The sequence below is a fragment of the Corynebacterium sp. CCUG 65737 genome, from assembly GCF_024454115.1.
Taxonomy (GTDB): Bacteria; Actinomycetota; Actinomycetes; order Mycobacteriales; family Mycobacteriaceae; genus Corynebacterium; species Corynebacterium genitalium.
In genome coordinates this window covers 111,893-127,874 of the sequence record NZ_JAGPZB010000001.1, presented here as the reverse complement: position 1 = coordinate 127,874, position 15,982 = coordinate 111,893, and the positions used below count along the sequence as shown (strand labels likewise).

Here is a 15,982-nt window from a genome sequence, read left to right as displayed (position 1 = left end):
CGTTTCTGGGTTCTCTGGGTTCTCTGGGTTCTCTAGGTTCTGGGTTTTTAGTGAGTGCTTACGTCATTATGGTCTGTGGCGTCTTTGGCCGTCCACTTCTTCACATCGTCCTGGTTAGCGAAGATGAGGGCACAGATCGCCGCCACTCCCGCAGCGATCTGCAGCACGCCGTCGGCACCGATGACCGCGGTGGGCACATCCATGCCGGCAGGGTTGATCAGAAACACTGTGAGCATGCGCAGCGCAAAGAACACAGAGAACACCATCAGCAAAGTACGCGCGCTGTTCGCCCACTTCTTCTGCGCCGCCACGGCCCGCAGTGCGAGCGCAAGCAGCGCGACAATCAGCAGCGACAGCAGTGCCATGATGCTTATCGACGTATACGCCACCAACTTCACCTGCCCCTCCGACACCTCTTGCGGCATGCCCTTGCTGGCCTCACGCGCACTCTCGAACAGCGCGGAAGGATCCAACAGCGGCATCGCAATGGAGAAAAGCTGGTGCAACAACTCCGCACCGATCATGACCACCCACGTGACCAACAGGTAGCGCACGGCTTCCGGCCGCTGGTCAGGCCGAGCGTCCTGCGCGGGCTGGGCGGGTTGTTGCGGTGCGGGCGGGGTTGGGTGGGTCATGGGCGGGGTCTTTCGTCGATAAGCATGCGAGCTGCGTCGAGCGCGAAGTACGTGAGAATCTGGTCGGCGCCGGCGCGTTTGATGGAGAGCAACGCTTCCATCATTGTGCGGTCTAGGTCAATCCAGCCATTGCGGCCGGCGGCCTGGATCATCGCGTACTCGCCGGAGACGTGGTAGGCGGCGACGGGGACGGGCGAGACTTCAGCGACCTTCGCCAGCACGTCGAGGTACGGCATGGCCGGCTTGACCATGACCATGTCCGCGCCCTCAGCCACGTCGAGTTCGACCTCCATGAGGGACTCGCGGATATTTGCCGGATCCTGCTGGTAGGTCTTGCGGTCGCCCCACAGGGAGGAACCGACAGCGTCACGGAAGGGGCCGAAGAACGCAGACGCATACTTCGCCGAATACGCCATGATCGCGACATCCGTGTAGCCCGCTTGATCGAGCGCGTGGCGGATCACTTCCACCTGGCCGTCCATCATTCCGGACGGGCTGACAATATGCGCGCCGGCCTCAGCCTGCGACACGGCCATCTTCGCGTACAGCTCCAAGGTGGCGTCATTGTCCACCGCCACATTGCCCTCCCGGTCGGTGACCAAGACGCCACAGTGGCCGTGATCGGTGAACTCATCGAGGCAGGTGTCGGTCATGATGAGCAGCTTGTCGCCGAACTCGTCGCGCAGCCGAGCAATGGCACGGTTGAGCACGCCGTCCGGGTCCCAGGCCTGGGAGCCGGACGCATCCTTGTCCTCGCTGCGGGGCACACCGAACAAGTCAACGCACGGAATCCCCAAAGAAACAGCCTCCCGGCAGATCTCCACGAGAGAGTCCATGCTGTGCTGGTACACGCCCGGCATGGAGGCGATGATGCGGGGTTTGCCCGATTCACCGAGATCGTCGGCAACGAACAGCGGCAAAATCAGGTCCGCCGGATCCAGGCGGACCTCCGCCGTCATGCGGCGCATCGCGGCGTTCTGGCGCAGCCTCCGCGGCCGCCGCACCGGGCCAGTCAGGCTCGGTGCAGGCGAGTGGTTGAACGAATCTGTGGGTTCCGACGGTGTAGGCACACAGACCATTCTACGAATGGCGTCCACGGCCGTAGCTACGAGCGTCGGGCGCGACGCTTTTTCCGCGGCGGCGGCAGCTGGCCGGCAGCGCGGAGACCGGCGACATGCTCGGCCAATGCGTCGACAAGCGACGGCACGTCGGCGACCTCGGGCACGACATCGACCCGCAAGCCTTGCTCCTTCGCTTCCGCAGCCGCCATGGGACCGATGCACGCGATGATGGTGCGCGGGTGCGGCTTGCCGGCAATGCCGACGAGGTTCTTCACAGTCGATGCGGAGGTGAAGCAAACAGAGTCGAACCCGCCGGTCTTGATCATGTCGCGCACTTCCGGTGCCGGCGGGGCGGCGCGGACAGTGCGGTAGGCGACGACGTCGTCGACTTCCCAGCCGCGCTCGACAAGGCCGTCAACAAGCACGTCGCTGCCGATGTCCGCCCGCGGCAGCAGCACGCGGCCGACCGGGTCGATCTCCTCGACATACTCGGGGAAGATGTCCACGAGGCCGTGCGCGTTCTGCTTCGTGCGGTGCGGGATGAGCTCCGGGATCATGCCGCGGGAGCGAATCGCGTCAGCGGTCTTCTCCCCCACTGCGGCCAGGTGGACCCCGGCAAAGGAGCGGGCATCCAGGCCGAGCTCCTCGAACTTGTCCCACACAGCGTCAACACCGTTGACCGAGGTGAACACGATCCACTGGTAGCGTCCCTCAACGATGCCTTTGATCGCGCGGTCCATCTGCGCCGGGTTGCGCGGCGCCTCCATGGAAATGGTGGGCACGGACTGCGGAATTGCGCCATAGGAGTTCAGCCGGGCGTTCATCACACCGGCCTGCTCCTTCGCGCGCGGCACGAGTACACGCCAGCCGTAGAGCGGACGGTTCTCCCACCAGGAGTACTTCGAACGGTCGTCGACAGCAGTGCCGATGGTGACCACGAGCGTGCCATCCAAGTCCGCATCGAGCTTGCCGACGGTCCCCAGCGTCGCATCAAACGTCCGCTGCAGACGGGTCGTACCGTTGATGGTCACAGTCAGCGGCGTCGACGCGGAGAACCCGCGGGCCTGCAGCTCGGTGGCAATGACCGGCAAGTGGCGGGCCTCGCCCTGGAGGACGAGCGGCTGCGGGGCGGCGGCGAGGCCGTCCCAGTCGATCGGCTCGTTGGCCAGGTCAGCTTCGGTGTAGGTGGAACCGAGCGCGATGCCGGCGAACGAGGGCACCGTCGACGGCAACGACATGCCGGGCACCACCTGGAACTCCAGGCCGGCGGCGGCGACAGCGGAGATCTCCTCCATGATGGCGTTGCGGGTCAGCGGGTTGCCCGCAACCAGACGGATGACGTCGCCATCGCCTGCTTCACCGCGGTCGATCGCCGCCTGCGCTTCGGCGAGGGCTTCACGCAACGGCTCGACGATCTCATCTCCGGCGGGTGCCTGTTCGCTCAGCTCTGCCGCAGTCGGGTCTGCCGGTTTCGCGGGCTTGCGGCGGGCTCCAGCCTCCTTGGCTTTGGCACACATGGCCTCGTACTCTTCCGCAGCCGCTTTCAGCTTGTCAGCCGGCACGGGGAGAGCGGATCCGACGACACCGCGCACACCGCCAGAGACGTCCGGATCGACAACGGCGATCGAGTTACGCTCCAGCACCTCGCGAGCGCGGATCGTCAACAGGTCGGGGTTGCCTGGCCCGGCGCCGACGAAAATGACCTTGCCAACGTTCTCGGGCGCTGTGGAGGAGGCAGCATTCATCAAAGAAATCTCTTCTAAACGGATCGTTTGAAAGCGTCAATCACTAGAAAACCGCCTTACGCACCAAGGGACGTGCCCGGAGCTCCCATTAACGGGGACCAGATGCACAGCGGCGCAGACGGCGTATGGTAGTTACACCTTAAAGTAAGACGGCTGTTTTGAAAAACCGTGCTTAGAGGAATTGGGCTGCTCCTGCGTCGAAAAGTTGCTGGGCGCACGCTTGGCCCACCTCGCGCGGATCTGTGCCGCTAGCTTCGCGCACGAGTTGGGCGGAGCCGTCGAGAGCGAACACGCCGCCGCGCACCGTGATCTCATCTCCGTCGAGGACCGCAGACGCCGCGACGGGCGCGGTGCAGCCAGCTTCCAAGGTCGCAAGAACGAAGCGTTCGGTCAGGGCGCAGCGGGTGGCAAAGTCGTCGACAAGCGTGTCGATCGCTGCGACCGCCTGCGCATCCTCCGCCCGGCACTCCACGGCAAGCGCACCTTGGGCAGGTGCGGGCATGAAGTCCTCCGGTGCGAAGACTTCGGTGGCGCGCTCGCCGAGGCCGACGCGGGACATGCCTGCGTAGGCGAGCACCACAGCGTCGAGCTCACCGCTGGTCACGCGCCCCATGCGCGACTCGATGTTCCCCCTCAACGGGTGAATGTCCAGATCAGGGCGTTTCGCACGCAGCTGAGCGATGCGCCGGGGTGCGGAGGTGCCCACGCGGGCGCCGCTGGGCAAGTCGGCCAGTTTCAGGCCGTCGCGGGCAATCAGTGCTTCACGGCGGTCCTCCCGCACAGGAATGATCAGGTGCGTGCGCGGTTCGTGAGCGGTGGGAAGGTCTTTGAAGGAGTGGACGGCGACGTCAGCTTCACCGTCGAAAAGCGCCTGGCGGATAGCGGTGGTGAACACGCCGACCCCGATGCGCTCCACAGGGGCTTGCGACATGTCGCCCGCGGTGGTGACGATGGTCAACTCAGCGCTGTGTCCTGCGCTGATCAACGCATCGCGAATGTGTCCGGCCTGGGTCGTAGCGAGCTTGGACCCGCGCGTGGCTACTCTCAACGTCTCTGTCACTGGCTTTCCCTTTCACAAAACCCGGCAAGCGAGCTCTTCTCATAATGAGTGCCGTCGTCGCCTGCGAGCCCGGTGCGCGTATCTTTGCCGCCGGTGAGGCCGAACAGCTCCTCGATGGCGATTTCGTAACTCACCTTCGACTGCGTGCCCGCTAGCTCTTTGATCTTCACGGTCGGATTATGCAAGAGCTTATCGACGATCCTGCGCACCGCCCGTTCCACTTCCCCGAACTCCCCGTCATCCAATCCGGGCAGGCGGGAGCGCAATTTGTCCAGCTCAGTCTGGGCGGTCTCAGCGGCGGTGACGCGCAGTTCGGTGACCATAGGGGCGACATCGCGCACACGCTGCTCGGTTGCATAGGCGGCCAGCTCCGTGGCGACGATGTCCTCGGCCTGCCCGCGGGCATCGAGCTCCGGGCACATCGGAGAATCGGCGGAGTGCTTGAGAGCCTCGTGCAAGGCCTCGATGTTGATGAGGCTGACACCGGGCAGCTCGGCGACCGCGTCGTCGATGTCGCGCGGCAGGGACAGATCGACCAGCAGCGCGGGCCCGGGAATGTCCTCCGGGGTGATGGTGAAGCCGTCGCTCGCGGTCGCGGAGACCGCAATGTCCACCCGTGACAGTGCTCCGGCGCGGGCAGAAAAATCCACCACCTCGGCGGTCACACCGGCTGCGCGGGCGTGCTCGGCAAGCCGTTCGGCGCGCGAGCGGGTGCGGTTCGCAATGATCAGCTTGCTCACCCCGCGTTTACCCAGGTCTGTGGCGGCCAAAGAGCTCATTGCGCCGGCTCCAAGAACCAGTGCCGAGTGCCCTTCCAGAGACGCGTCGGGGGTCAGTCCCTTCAGCCGCATTGCTTCGTCGAGGGCAGCGGTGACCATGGAGGAACCAGCGTCATCGATATCTGTCTCGGTGTGGACGCGTTTACCGGCGTGCAAAGCAGACTGGACTAGCGCGTGCAGCGCCGGGCCGATCGTGCCACGGTCTGCGGCGTCCTGGTAGGCGGAGCGGACCTGGCCGATGATCTGCTGCTCCCCCACCACCATGGAGTCCAAACCGGCGGCGACGCGCATGAGGTGCTTCGCCGCGGCGTCGGCATAGCGGACATAGAGGTATCCCCGCAGCTGTGCCAACTCCACGCCCGAGAATTCGCTGAGCACACCCAGCACGTCGTTGACACCGGTGTGGAACGCGTTGGTGACGGCGTAGACCTCCATCCTGTTGCAGGTGGAGATGGTCATGGCTTCGCTGATGCTGGGTTGCTCAAGAAGAGCGCGTGCAGTCTGCTCCTGCACGGCGTTGTCCATGCTGAGCCGCTCCAGCAGCGCGACGGGCGCCGAGCGGTGGGACATGCCCACCACGAGAACACTCACGTTTTCCCTCCAAGCCAGTTCGCGATCATCCCAAAGGATACCCCCGCTGCCCAGTTCCCAGACAATCCCCTGATCGTCGCGTGCGAATCTAGCGCGAGTCTACCTGCCCGCCACGGGCGAGTTCCGCAGCCAGTTCCGCGTTATCGACTTCCCAGCAGGCGAACTCTTCACCGTCGATGACCACGACGGGAACTCGGTCACCGAATTCGATGGCTAGGCCAGGGTGGGCGTCGACGTCGACAAGCGAAAGACGCGCTCCCGCTTCCGCCACCACGGGCGCGATCTGCGCCGCCACGCGCTCGCACGAGCCGCATGTGGAGCGGACCATTAGTTCAACCTCAGCTACTGCACCCATTGGGAACCTCCTAACATACGATGGATCACACTACACACGAAGGGAGAGAAGGCTTGAGCGGCAATCTGCGGCGCTACCTTGAGGAGACTGCGCTTCCGCCTATCGACGACGCCCACCAGCGCACCGCAGGCGAAGCCGCCGCCTCCGCCGCATCCTCGACCGTAGGCCAGAGCGCTGAGCGCGTCACCGAGCCCGACCCGGACATCCCGCAGCACGCGACCGCCGCTGCATTCTTCGATGTAGACAACACCCTGATCCAGGGAAATTCGCTCATCGCACTGGGATACCAGCTGTTCAAGCGCGGATTTTTGACGCTGAGCGAGATCTTCCCGTATCTCGTGGCTCAAGGCCGGTACCGTTTGTTCGGCGCGGAGCTGCCAGACGCGATCGCGCAGGGCCGTGAGAAAGCGCTGAGCTTCATCACGGGGTGGAGCGTGAGCGAACTGCGCGACCTGTGCGCAGAGCTTGTCGACGCTCACTTGATCGCCCGCACCTACACCGGCACGCGCGAACTCGCCTCGATGCACATCAACGCCGGTGAGCAAGTGTGGCTCGTGTCCGCAACACCCGTGCAGGTCGGGCAAATTCTGGCTGAGCGCCTCGGTTTCACCGGCGCCCTGGGCACCGTTGCAGAGGAAGAGGACGGACAGTTCACCGGCCGTCTCGTCGGCGATATCCTCCACGGCCCGGGTAAGGCGCACGCCGTGGCTGCTCTGGCAAAGGCACAGGGGCTCAACTTGGAGGAGTGCACCGCCTACTCCGACTCCGCCAATGACATTCCCATGCTGTCCATGGTGGGCACCCCCGTGGCCATCAACCCCGACAGCCAATTGAGAAAGCACGCCGCGAAACACGGCTGGCTCATCCGGGACTACCGCCCGGTGCGCCGGGTGTTCCTCAGCGTGCTTGTCCCGCTCGGCGCCGTAGCCGGCATTGGTGGCGCGCTGGCGTGGCGCCGCCGCCGGAAGCGCTAGGCCGAACGCTCGCCGGGGTCAACCAAAGCCAAAAACGCCCGCTCCGGCCAAACGGCAGGGGCGGGCGTGAAGCGGGGCAGTTTTACTTGCCCAGTTTGCGACGCTGAACGCGCGTACGGCGCAGCATCTTGCGGTGCTTCTTCTTGGACATGCGCTTACGGCGCTTCTTGATCACAGAGCCCATAGGTTTCCTCGCTTCTCTTTGTACGTACAGTTCCGTGCCGCGTTCCGGTTCCAGGGCAGGTCCGGGGCAACGCCGCGAGGTGCACTCTCGAGGCGGCGCTCACGCAACATGAATGGGTACAAAGTCTAGCGCCGTGACCGGGCGAATCCAAAAAGAGGGGGGCTAACTCACGTCGGAGTCGACGTCGTAGACCGAGGAATCCAGGTACTCGTTGACGGCGTTCTCATTCACGCGGAACGAACGGCCCACGCGCACTGCCGGCAGCTCGCCGGAGTGGACCAGACGGTAGACCGTCATCTTGGAAACGCGCATGATCTCAGCGACCTCAGCGACGGTCAGGAACTTGCCTTTATCTTCAGTTGCCATGTTCTAGTTAAACCTCCAGCACTAGAGAGCCGGTGCGCGCTGTAGGCTTCCCCTCCCACAGTTGGACACGCACGTGCCGGGACCAGCCTAGCGTGAAAACAGTGTCACATGCGACTCAAAAGCAAGAAAACTTTCACTTTTTTCACAGCGGACCCCGGGGTCACTATCGTCAATCTGGTTATTCTCCCAGCTCAGCCGCCCGATTGGTCGCAGCCTCTACGGCCCGATAGAAGGCCCCACGCATCCCGGATTCCTCGAGTTCCCGGACGGCTTGGACAGTCGTTCCTGCCGGAGAACACACGTCTGCACGTAGATCTGCGGGCGGCTTACCCGAGCGCGCCAACATGGCCCCGGCACCTTCTGCCGTACCCGTGGCCAGCAGCATGGCAGTCTCACGCGGCAACCCCATCTGCACACCGGCATCCACCAACGCCTCCGTGAGGAGGAAGTAGTAGGCGGGGCCGGAACCGGAAAGGGCTGCGGCAGCGTCGATAAGCGACTCAGGCACGACGGCGACCTTGCCGCACGCACCCAGCAGCTCCGTGACGAGCTCTTGCTGGTCCTCATCGACATACTTGCCAAATGCAACGACGCTGATGCCCTTGCCCACCTGCATCGGGGTGTTCGGCATGACGCGGACGATGGGTGTGCCCGCGCTCTGCGCCGCCTCCGTCATCGCACCGAGCGTGACGCCGGCTGCCATGGAGACGACGACAGTTGCAGTCTCGTTGCTCGCGATCGTCTCCGACAGCTCCTCGATCAAATCCGTGACCGCGTACGGCTTCACGCACAAAAAGCACACGTCAGCGTTCGTCGTAGCCGCCTCGTTGTCGTCTGTCGTGTTCACGCCGTACCGGCGGTTCAGCTCCTCACTGCGCTGCGGAGTGCGGTTTGTCGCTGTGATCGTTTCCGGGTCGACGCCAGAGTTGACCAGCCCTGAGATCAGGGCCTCACCGATATTGCCTGCGCCGATGACTGCAATGTTGCTCATGGCTCACTAGCGTGCCACACCCGCCGAAATTCTCAACGAGAACAACCACGGGGATTCTTCTCCTGTAAGCGCAAACCCCGCACGCTGAGCGTGCGGGGCGGGCGGGGTCAGTGTTGAGACTAGACGGCTGAGATCAGCGCCGGGCCGAACGTCATCACCGCGCCGGCAACGCCAGCGAGCGTGAGAGTCAGGCCGTCGCGGCCGGTCTTCATCGCGCGAACGAGCAGCACAATGAGGCCCGTTGCGACTGCAGCCAGCACTGCGACCACAATCGCATTCATGGTGGCCCAAAGGTACTGGAAACCAAGGAAGACCAGCACACCCAGGATCAAGCCAGCGAAGACGAGCAGCACCAGCATGATCGGGTTGACACTAGTGTCCTCTACCTCATCGTCGTACTTGGCCACATCCTCGTAGGTCGGCTCCACAGCGCCATCGGCGCGGGCTTCATCAAGGCGATCCTCTGCCCGCTCCTGACGCGGCTCGACCTTGCGGTCCCGCACGTCCTTGCGGGCCCCTTCGCGAACGGGAGCGGCAAAAGCAGCCGTCTTCGGCTCGGTGCTCTGCTCATCCTCAACAACAGGGATGACGTTGGTTTCGCTCGAATCGCGCTTCACCGGGGTCTCGCGCTGGACAGATGTCTTCGGCGCGGGCTTCTCAGCAGGTTCCGGACGCACGGCAGGCTGAACCTGCGTAGCCGGCTCCGTCTCCGCGGCCCCAGCAGCGTCGCGCTCCTGGACAGCATCCGCGCGGGAAACCTTGCGCAGGGTCACGCCATCTGCGTTGTCAGGCTGCTCCGACGTGGGCTGCGTCGGCTCGGTCTTGGCGGGCTGTGCTGGCTGTGTTGTTTGAGCCGCCTCAGACTGGGACGACTCAGCTTGGGACGGCGTGGACTGAACAGGACGGAACTTGGTCAGTGTGACCGGGGGCTCGTCAGAACGCTGCTCGGTGGCAGACGCCTCGGCCGCATCCTTGAACGCGGACTTCTGCGCAGTCTTCTCCTCGGACTTCTGCTCGACCTTCTGGTCGTCCGCGGGCACCTCCGACTCGGCGGACTTCACACCCGCGTCAGACTTAACTGCCTCGTCGGGTTTAACCGTTTCAGCTGGTTCGGAACTTTCGGCAGTGTCGTCGTCAAGCGGCACAGAAGAGTGCTTGACCTGGGCCGGGCGGGCGTTGACCTTCTTGAAGGAGCCAGTCAGTTCGGCGACGGTCACACCGCCTTCTTCAATGCTGCGGCGACGACGGCGGCGGGGCTGGCCCTCAGCGTCGGTTTCGGGATTCTCCTGCTGCGCCCGGGCCATCAGCTCGGCAACAGTGAGTTGCTTTTCGGCCATCTACTCGTCTCCTTCAGACTGTCCCATGTCTATCTGACGCAGGATCACGCCTTCGCGCAATGCCCACGGGCAGATATCTAACTTATCAAGTTTCAGTGCCCTCATGGCTGCTTCCGCCACCAGCGCGCCGGCCACAATTTGGTGGGAGCGGTCGGAGGACACGCCTTCAAGCTCCGCCCGATCGGACGCCGTCATGCGGGTAATGAAGGCGATGAGCTGGCGCAAACCCGGAGCCGTCAGCGTGCGCTGGACGTAGGGGCCAGCGGACGACGGAGCGGAACCTGTCAAACGCGCCAAGGTCCGGAACGTCTTCGAGGTACCCACGGCCAGACCTGCTTCACCGCGGACGAGGAACTCTTCAGCGGCGGAAGACAGTTCCGCGTCAATGAAATCACGAAGAGCGTTCACCGTCTTCTTTTCCGGCGGGTCAGAGTCAAACCATTCATGGGTCAGGCGGCCAGCACCCAAGTCGAGGGAAACGGCGATATCCGGGACTTCGTCATTACCCGTGCTCATCTCCAGCGAGCCGCCCCCGATGTCCAAGTTGGTAATGCGCCCAGCGGACCAGCCGTACCAGCGGCGCACTGCCAGAAATGTCAGCCGTGCTTCGTCCTGACCGGAAAGCACCTTGAGCTTCACGCCGGTCTTCTTTTCCAGGTGAGCCAGCACTTCTTGGGAGTTGGTGGCAGACCGCACCGCAGAGGTGGCGAAGGCGAGGAATTCTTCGCACTTGAGGTTATCCGCCAGATCAGCGGCTTCTTGCACCGCTTCGGTGAGCTTTTTCACGCCCTTGTCGTCGATGTTGCCCTCAGAATCGAGCATTTCCACGAGCCGCAGCGACTGCTTCCAGTCGCTCATTGGCGTCGGGCGGCCGCCGCTTTTTGCATCTACTGCCACGAGGTGGACAGTGTTACTGCCCACGTCCAATACACCTAGTCGCACAGGCTCAACACTAGACCGTCTACCGTGATTCACTGTGAACCAACCTGTGTTTTTGGGCTTTCCATCTGACTCCCCCGCTGGAAAATCAATCCGTGCAGGCCATGAATTGCCACCTGATTTCCCGCACGAATGGTTCGAATTCGTCCACCCCGACGATCCATTGCACTACTTCTCCCTCGACCTCACGTGGCTGGAATCGACATGGTCGTGCCGCTTCGGCACACCGCAGTGCCGCGGTATTTCACAAGAACTCCCAGTCGTTGGGTGCTGCATCCACGGTGCCTACCTGTCGGACGAGCACGACCGCGACGACCTTTACAACGCTGTCGCCGACATGCCCGCACGGTTCTGGCAGCTGCGCCCCGACGACGTCGACAGCTATATAGAGGCAGCCGACCCGACCGAGTTGGAGCCGTGGCTCGAGTGGGACGAGGACGATGAGGAACCCTCCATCAAAACAAAGCTTGTCGACGGAGCGTGCATCTTCGCCAACCGCCACGGCCACCCCACCGGCCCCGGGTGCGCACTGCACCAGTGGGCAATGGATGAAGGCCGCAACATCATCGGTTCAAAACCGGAAGTGTGCTGGCAGGTGCCATTTTCCCGCGAAGACTCGTGGGAGGAGCGCGGCGACGGCCAAGAAATCCTGCGCACCACCATCGGCGAGTACGACCGCCGTCAGTGGGGCGACGGGGGCGAAGACTTCGACTGGTGGTGCACCAACGACCCTGCCTGCCACTCTGGCTCGAGCACTGCGGTTCCTGTGTGGAAGTCGATGAAAGACGAGTTGACGCAGTTGATCGGTGCGGAGGCATACGGGATCGTCGCAAAGCATTGCGAAGCCCGCGCCGCACTACCCGCAGAAGCGAAGGCCGTGCACCCGGCGACCCGCGCCGCACAATCGTGACGCCGCGACGCCGGCGACATCACGCTTCGAACTTGTAGCCCAACCCGCGGACAGTGATGAGCTGCTCCGGACGGGAGGGCTCTTGTTCGATCTTCGTGCGCAGGCGCTTGACGTGCACGTCGAGGGTCTTGGTGTCGCCGACGTAGTCCGAACCCCAGATACGGTCGATGAGCTGACCGCGGGTGAGCACACGGCCAGCGTTGCGCATAAGGTACTCGAGCAGGTCGAATTCCTTCAATGGCATCGGAACAGGCTGGTCGTCGACGTAGACGGTGTGACGCTCGACGTCGAGACGCACGCGGCCGCCCTCGAGGATGTTCTCGCTGGACTCTTCCTCCCCCGGCGGGTCCGCAACATCGGAACGGCGTCGCAGCACGGCCCGGATGCGGGCGATCAGTTCGCGGGTGGAGTACGGCTTGGTCACATAGTCATCCGCACCGAGCTCGAGGCCAACGACTTTGTCGATTTCCGTATCGCGCGCGGTGACCATGATGATCGGCACATCGGAGGTGGCACGCAGCTTCTTGCACACGTCGGTCCCCGACATGCCCGGCAGCATCAGGTCGAGCAGAACCAAGTCGACATTATTGGCCTCGAACTGCGTCAGCGCGGCCTGGCCGTCCGGCGCGACAACCGCCTCAAAGCCTTCCTTGCGCAGAAGGTAGGCAAGCGGGTCTGCCAGCGATTCCTCATCCTCGACGATCAGGATGGTCGGTGTCATTGCTGCTCCTTATTGTCCAACTCGGCGATCTCTGTGGGAACGACCGTTGCACTCGACGGGTCCGGTTTGTGCACCGGCAACTCGATCGTGAACGTTGATCCCGTTCCCAAACGCGACCACAGCTTGATATTACCGCCATGGTTTGCCACGACGTGCTTGACGATGGCCAAACCGAGCCCCGTCCCGCCCGTCTGTCTCGACCGCGCCTTGTCCACGCGGAAGAAACGCTCGAACACACGCTTCTGGTCTTCCGGCGCGATACCAATGCCGCGGTCGGTGACGCGGATGAGCACCACCGAATCGCGGACGACTTTTTGGCTAACGCTGACTGGCTGACCTTTCGGCGAGTAATTGATCGCGTTTGTGATCAGGTTCGACAGAGCCGTGACCAACAGAGACTTGTCTGCCATGATCATTGTGTCGGTGCGTTCGCCGCGGTTGAGCTCGATCTCTTGGTTTTCGGCAGTGAGAAGGTTGCGTTCCATCGCTTCGTCGATGATCTCGTCGACGGTCACGGCGGCCATTTCCGGGAGCGCTTCAGCACCCTGCAGCTTGGACAGATTGATCAAGTCGGTGATCATTGCGCCCATGCGTTGAGCTTCCCCGACCAGTTTCTCACCGAAGTAGGTGACCATCTCCGGGTCGTTCGGGTCCTCCAGCAGAGCCTCGGCCAGCAACGACATGCCGCCGACGGGGGTTTTCAGCTCATGCGAGACGTTCGCCACGAAGTCTCGGCGGGCGGATTCCATGCGCACATTTTCAGACTCGTCCACCGAGTACACGATGATGTAGCTGTTCTCCGACAAAGTCAGCGGCTGCACCACCGCGCGCACGTTGTTCACGCGGGAGCCGGTCGAGCGGTGCTTGAGGTTCAATTCCAAGACGCGGGTCTCTGCGTCCTCAAACACTTGCTTGCCGACGCCCCACACCTCCGGGTTCAGCGTCCTGTCATGCACAATCGACATCTCGTGGGCGCGGCCGTTGGACAGGATGACCTCGCCTTTTCTGCCCACGACAGTGACACCGGTCGGCGACCCCTGGATGACCAAGTGCAGGATCTGGCTGACTGTGCGGACTTGGTTGTCTGCGGGGTTGTCGCTGGTACGGGTACGCCCCCGCCAGCGGCGGAGCCACGTGGTTCCGCCGATCGCGAGGGCGACGACAATGCCTCCCGCAAGGAAGGCGAGAACGTAATTCACGTGTTAATTATCGCCCACTGCGTCATGCAGGCTACTTGTTGCCCTGGTTGGCCACGGCGGCCGCGCCAGCCTCAGCGGCCTCCGGGTCCAGGTAGGTACCGCCCGGGTTGGTTACTTGGCCGTTGTCATCGAACTCGTACACCAGCGGCATACCGGTGGGAATGTTCAGTCCGGCAATGTCCTCGTCGGAAATGTTGTCCAGGTACTTCACCAGCGCACGCAGGGAGTTACCGTGCGCTGCAACCATGACGTTCTTACCGTCCAGGACCTGCGGCAGGATGGAGTCGATGTAGTACGGCAGGAAGCGCTCGACGACATCCTTGAGGCACTCGGTGCGGGGAACCTCCGGCAGGAACGCGTAGCGCGGGTCGTCGGTCTGCGCGTACTCGTTGTCCGTGTCGATCTCCGGAGGCGGAGTGTCGTAAGAGCGGCGCCACTCCATGAACTGCTCCTCGCCGAACTCCTCACGGATCTCTGCCTTGTTCAGGCCCTGGAGCTTGCCGTAGTGGCGCTCGTTGAGGCGCCAGTTGCGGGTCACCGGGATCCAGTGACGGTCAGCCGCGTTCAGGGAAATGTTCGCGGTGCGAATCGCGCGACGCAGCAGGGAGGTGAACACGATGTCCGGCAGAATGCCTTTTTCCTTCATCAGCTTGCCGGCGTTGACTGCTTCAGTCTCGCCCTTTTCAGTCAGGTCAACATCAACCCAGCCTGTGAATTGGTTGGACTCGTTCCAGGTGCTCTGTCCGTGGCGTACAAGGATTAGCTTTCCGTTGCTCATAACCCCCAGCATGCCATTTTCTGGCTATTTTCGCTGGTCATTTTTCTCACAGGAAGTTAAGTAGAAATTCAGCCAGATGTGGCTTATGTTCTTCATGTGATTACTCGTCGTATTTTCTCTCCCGCCGTCGTGCTGGCTTTCGCGTTCAGCACTCTCACCCTCGCCACCGCCACTGAGGCAGCACCGCAGGCCCATGCTGACACGGGCGCTGCAGCTGCTCCCGGCGCGCCAATGCGCGTGCTGCCGTATGACCCCGAATTCCCGTTTGGCCCGGATGTCAGCGTCGAAGAAGCCACGGGCATGGATATGCCGCCGGAGGCATTCACTCTCGCCTGCAGCCAAGGCCCCATTGGCGATGTGCTTCTGCCTGATGGCACGACCCAGCGCATCATGGTGACCGCTGGCCACTGCGTCGTCGGTGACACCGAGACCGGCCTGCTGCTGGGCAGCGATGTCTACGCACCCACGCGCGACGGTTACGAACGCATCGGCGCAACCGGCATGGTTCATTTCCAAGGCGGGGCGCCGGTGAATCCCCTCGCGATCCCGGAAACGGCGATGACCACGGTTGACTGGGGCATCGTGGTGCTTGACGACGACACTGCCGTCGACGGTTCCGCCTCCTCCAAGGACAAGGCGAACCGCAACGGCTCCACCCCCGTGACGCTGACCGGTGTGCGCGACTACCGCACGCTGCGCCCGGGCGAGGTTTCCTTCGACAACTTCGGCCAGCCGATCTGCAAGGACGGAATGATCGGCGCCCGCAAGTGCGGTTACCAGCTGCTCTACACGGCGGACAACGTCTGGCACGTCTCGCTGGATTACAAGCACGGCGACTCGGGCGGGGTGAACTTTGACCCCTCCACCGGTCAGATCATTGGCGTGTCCTCCCTCGGCGTGGGTCCGCTGGGCACTGCGCAGCGCGCTGACCGCGCCATCGAGCTCGCCTACGACGTCCCGGACGGCCAGGTCAACGACTACTTCACCCCCGCTGCTCCGAACCAGCCGCGTGCAGAGTTCGTCTCCATGGACGAAGAAGACAACGCTGTCGACTCCTACATCCTGGAGAACAACCCGGATGTGGCCCCGGAGGATCTGGTTCCGCCCACCAACCAAGAGGTCTTCGGCATGGTGGTTGAGTCCGCTCAGCAGGATGCCGCTGTCATCGGCGCAGAGGCGCAGACGCTCGCCGCTGGCTCGGCCGTGGCTGTCGCCACCGGACAGGCAACGGTTCCGGAGGTTGCCTCCGCTGCCAACGAGTTCGCCACCGAAGTGGGTACGGCCGCCACGGCCTACGGCAATGCCCTGTCCAATGTCGGCTTCCAGTGGGCACTGGAGGAACTCGGTTACGAGTAAA

General features: G+C 63.3%; 17 protein-coding genes. 3 read left to right on the top strand and 14 right to left on the bottom strand.

Features of this window, described 5'->3' with window-relative positions; all coding sequences use genetic code 11:
• Positions 1–47: 47 nt before the first annotated feature.
• From KBX17_RS00660 to KBX17_RS00635, 6 genes are all read right to left on the bottom strand, one after another.
• The gene (locus KBX17_RS00660; RefSeq protein WP_256018073.1) at positions 48–635 is read right to left on the bottom strand and encodes a hypothetical protein; all 588 of its coding nucleotides are present in this window, start codon (positions 633–635) and stop codon (positions 48–50) included.
• Complete coding sequence (gene hemB, locus KBX17_RS00655) at positions 632–1,651, bottom strand: porphobilinogen synthase (protein WP_040423959.1); 1,020 nt, start codon at positions 1,649–1,651, stop codon at positions 632–634. The genes KBX17_RS00660 and hemB overlap by 4 nt, the downstream gene beginning before the upstream one ends.
• An 89-nt stretch (positions 1,652–1,740) precedes the next feature.
• Complete coding sequence (locus tag KBX17_RS00650; RefSeq protein WP_256018294.1) at positions 1,741–3,441, bottom strand: uroporphyrinogen-III synthase; 1,701 nt, start codon at positions 3,439–3,441, stop codon at positions 1,741–1,743.
• Positions 3,442–3,613: 172 nt separating this feature from the next.
• Positions 3,614–4,501 (bottom strand): hydroxymethylbilane synthase, encoded by an 888-nt coding sequence (hemC, locus tag KBX17_RS00645; RefSeq protein ID WP_005286975.1) that lies wholly within the window; start codon positions 4,499–4,501, stop codon positions 3,614–3,616.
• Positions 4,498–5,871 carry a glutamyl-tRNA reductase gene (locus KBX17_RS00640; protein ID WP_005286977.1) on the bottom strand — a complete coding sequence of 458 codons (1,374 nt, stop codon included), beginning with the start codon at positions 5,869–5,871 and terminating at the stop codon, positions 4,498–4,500. The genes hemC and KBX17_RS00640 overlap by 4 nt, the downstream gene beginning before the upstream one ends.
• 88 nt (positions 5,872–5,959) lie before the next feature.
• Positions 5,960–6,226, bottom strand: a complete 267-nt coding sequence (locus tag KBX17_RS00635; protein ID WP_005286979.1) for a glutaredoxin family protein — start codon at positions 6,224–6,226, stop codon at positions 5,960–5,962.
• 53 nt (positions 6,227–6,279) lie between these two features.
• Here KBX17_RS00635 and KBX17_RS00630 point away from each other — a divergent pair, with 53 nt between their 5' ends.
• Complete coding sequence (locus KBX17_RS00630) at positions 6,280–7,200, top strand: HAD family hydrolase (RefSeq protein ID WP_370687573.1); 921 nt, start codon at positions 6,280–6,282, stop codon at positions 7,198–7,200.
• Between the two features lie 82 nt (positions 7,201–7,282).
• Here KBX17_RS00630 and KBX17_RS00625 read toward each other — a convergent pair whose 3' ends face one another.
• The 5 genes from KBX17_RS00625 to KBX17_RS00605 form a co-directional block, all read right to left on the bottom strand.
• Entirely contained in the window at positions 7,283–7,384 is a 102-nt protein-coding gene (locus tag KBX17_RS00625; protein WP_003855542.1) for a 30S ribosomal protein bS22, read from the bottom strand.
• A 162-nt stretch (positions 7,385–7,546) separates the two neighbouring features.
• Complete coding sequence (locus KBX17_RS00620) at positions 7,547–7,750, bottom strand: helix-turn-helix domain-containing protein (RefSeq protein ID WP_005286986.1); 204 nt, start codon at positions 7,748–7,750, stop codon at positions 7,547–7,549.
• A gap of 178 nt (positions 7,751–7,928) precedes the next feature.
• On the bottom strand, positions 7,929–8,741 hold the full coding sequence (gene proC, locus KBX17_RS00615; protein ID WP_005286988.1) for a pyrroline-5-carboxylate reductase: 813 nt from the start codon (positions 8,739–8,741) through the stop codon (positions 7,929–7,931).
• A 119-nt stretch (positions 8,742–8,860) separates the two neighbouring features.
• Positions 8,861–10,078 carry a hypothetical protein gene (locus KBX17_RS00610; RefSeq protein ID WP_256018070.1) on the bottom strand — a complete coding sequence of 406 codons (1,218 nt, stop codon included), beginning with the start codon at positions 10,076–10,078 and terminating at the stop codon, positions 8,861–8,863.
• Positions 10,079–11,020 (bottom strand): Ppx/GppA phosphatase family protein, encoded by a 942-nt coding sequence (locus KBX17_RS00605; RefSeq protein ID WP_083770225.1) that lies wholly within the window; start codon positions 11,018–11,020, stop codon positions 10,079–10,081.
• A 34-nt stretch (positions 11,021–11,054) separates the two neighbouring features.
• Between KBX17_RS00605 and KBX17_RS00600 the strand changes: the two genes are divergently transcribed.
• The gene (locus tag KBX17_RS00600) at positions 11,055–11,927 is read left to right on the top strand and encodes a hypothetical protein (protein ID WP_040423430.1); all 873 of its coding nucleotides are present in this window, start codon (positions 11,055–11,057) and stop codon (positions 11,925–11,927) included.
• Between the two features lie 19 nt (positions 11,928–11,946).
• Here the strand turns inward: KBX17_RS00600 and KBX17_RS00595 are convergent, their stop codons facing one another.
• From KBX17_RS00595 to KBX17_RS00585, 3 genes are read right to left on the bottom strand one after another with little or no spacing between them, the layout of a single operon-like run.
• A complete protein-coding gene (locus KBX17_RS00595; protein ID WP_005286999.1) occupies positions 11,947–12,648 on the bottom strand; it encodes a response regulator in 702 nt (233 codons plus the stop codon).
• A complete protein-coding gene (locus KBX17_RS00590; protein WP_256018069.1) occupies positions 12,645–13,847 on the bottom strand; it encodes an ATP-binding protein in 1,203 nt (400 codons plus the stop codon). Before KBX17_RS00590 ends, KBX17_RS00595 begins: the two co-directional genes overlap by 4 nt.
• A 31-nt stretch (positions 13,848–13,878) precedes the next feature.
• Positions 13,879–14,625: a phosphoglyceromutase gene (locus tag KBX17_RS00585; RefSeq protein ID WP_040423965.1), complete on the bottom strand. Its 747-nt coding sequence runs from the start codon at positions 14,623–14,625 to the stop codon at positions 13,879–13,881.
• Between the two features lie 96 nt (positions 14,626–14,721).
• Here KBX17_RS00585 and KBX17_RS00580 point away from each other — a divergent pair, with 96 nt between their 5' ends.
• Positions 14,722–15,981, top strand: coding sequence for a hypothetical protein (locus tag KBX17_RS00580; protein WP_050748768.1), 1,260 nt, complete (start codon positions 14,722–14,724; stop codon positions 15,979–15,981).
• The last annotated feature ends 1 nt before the right edge of the window (position 15,982 follow it).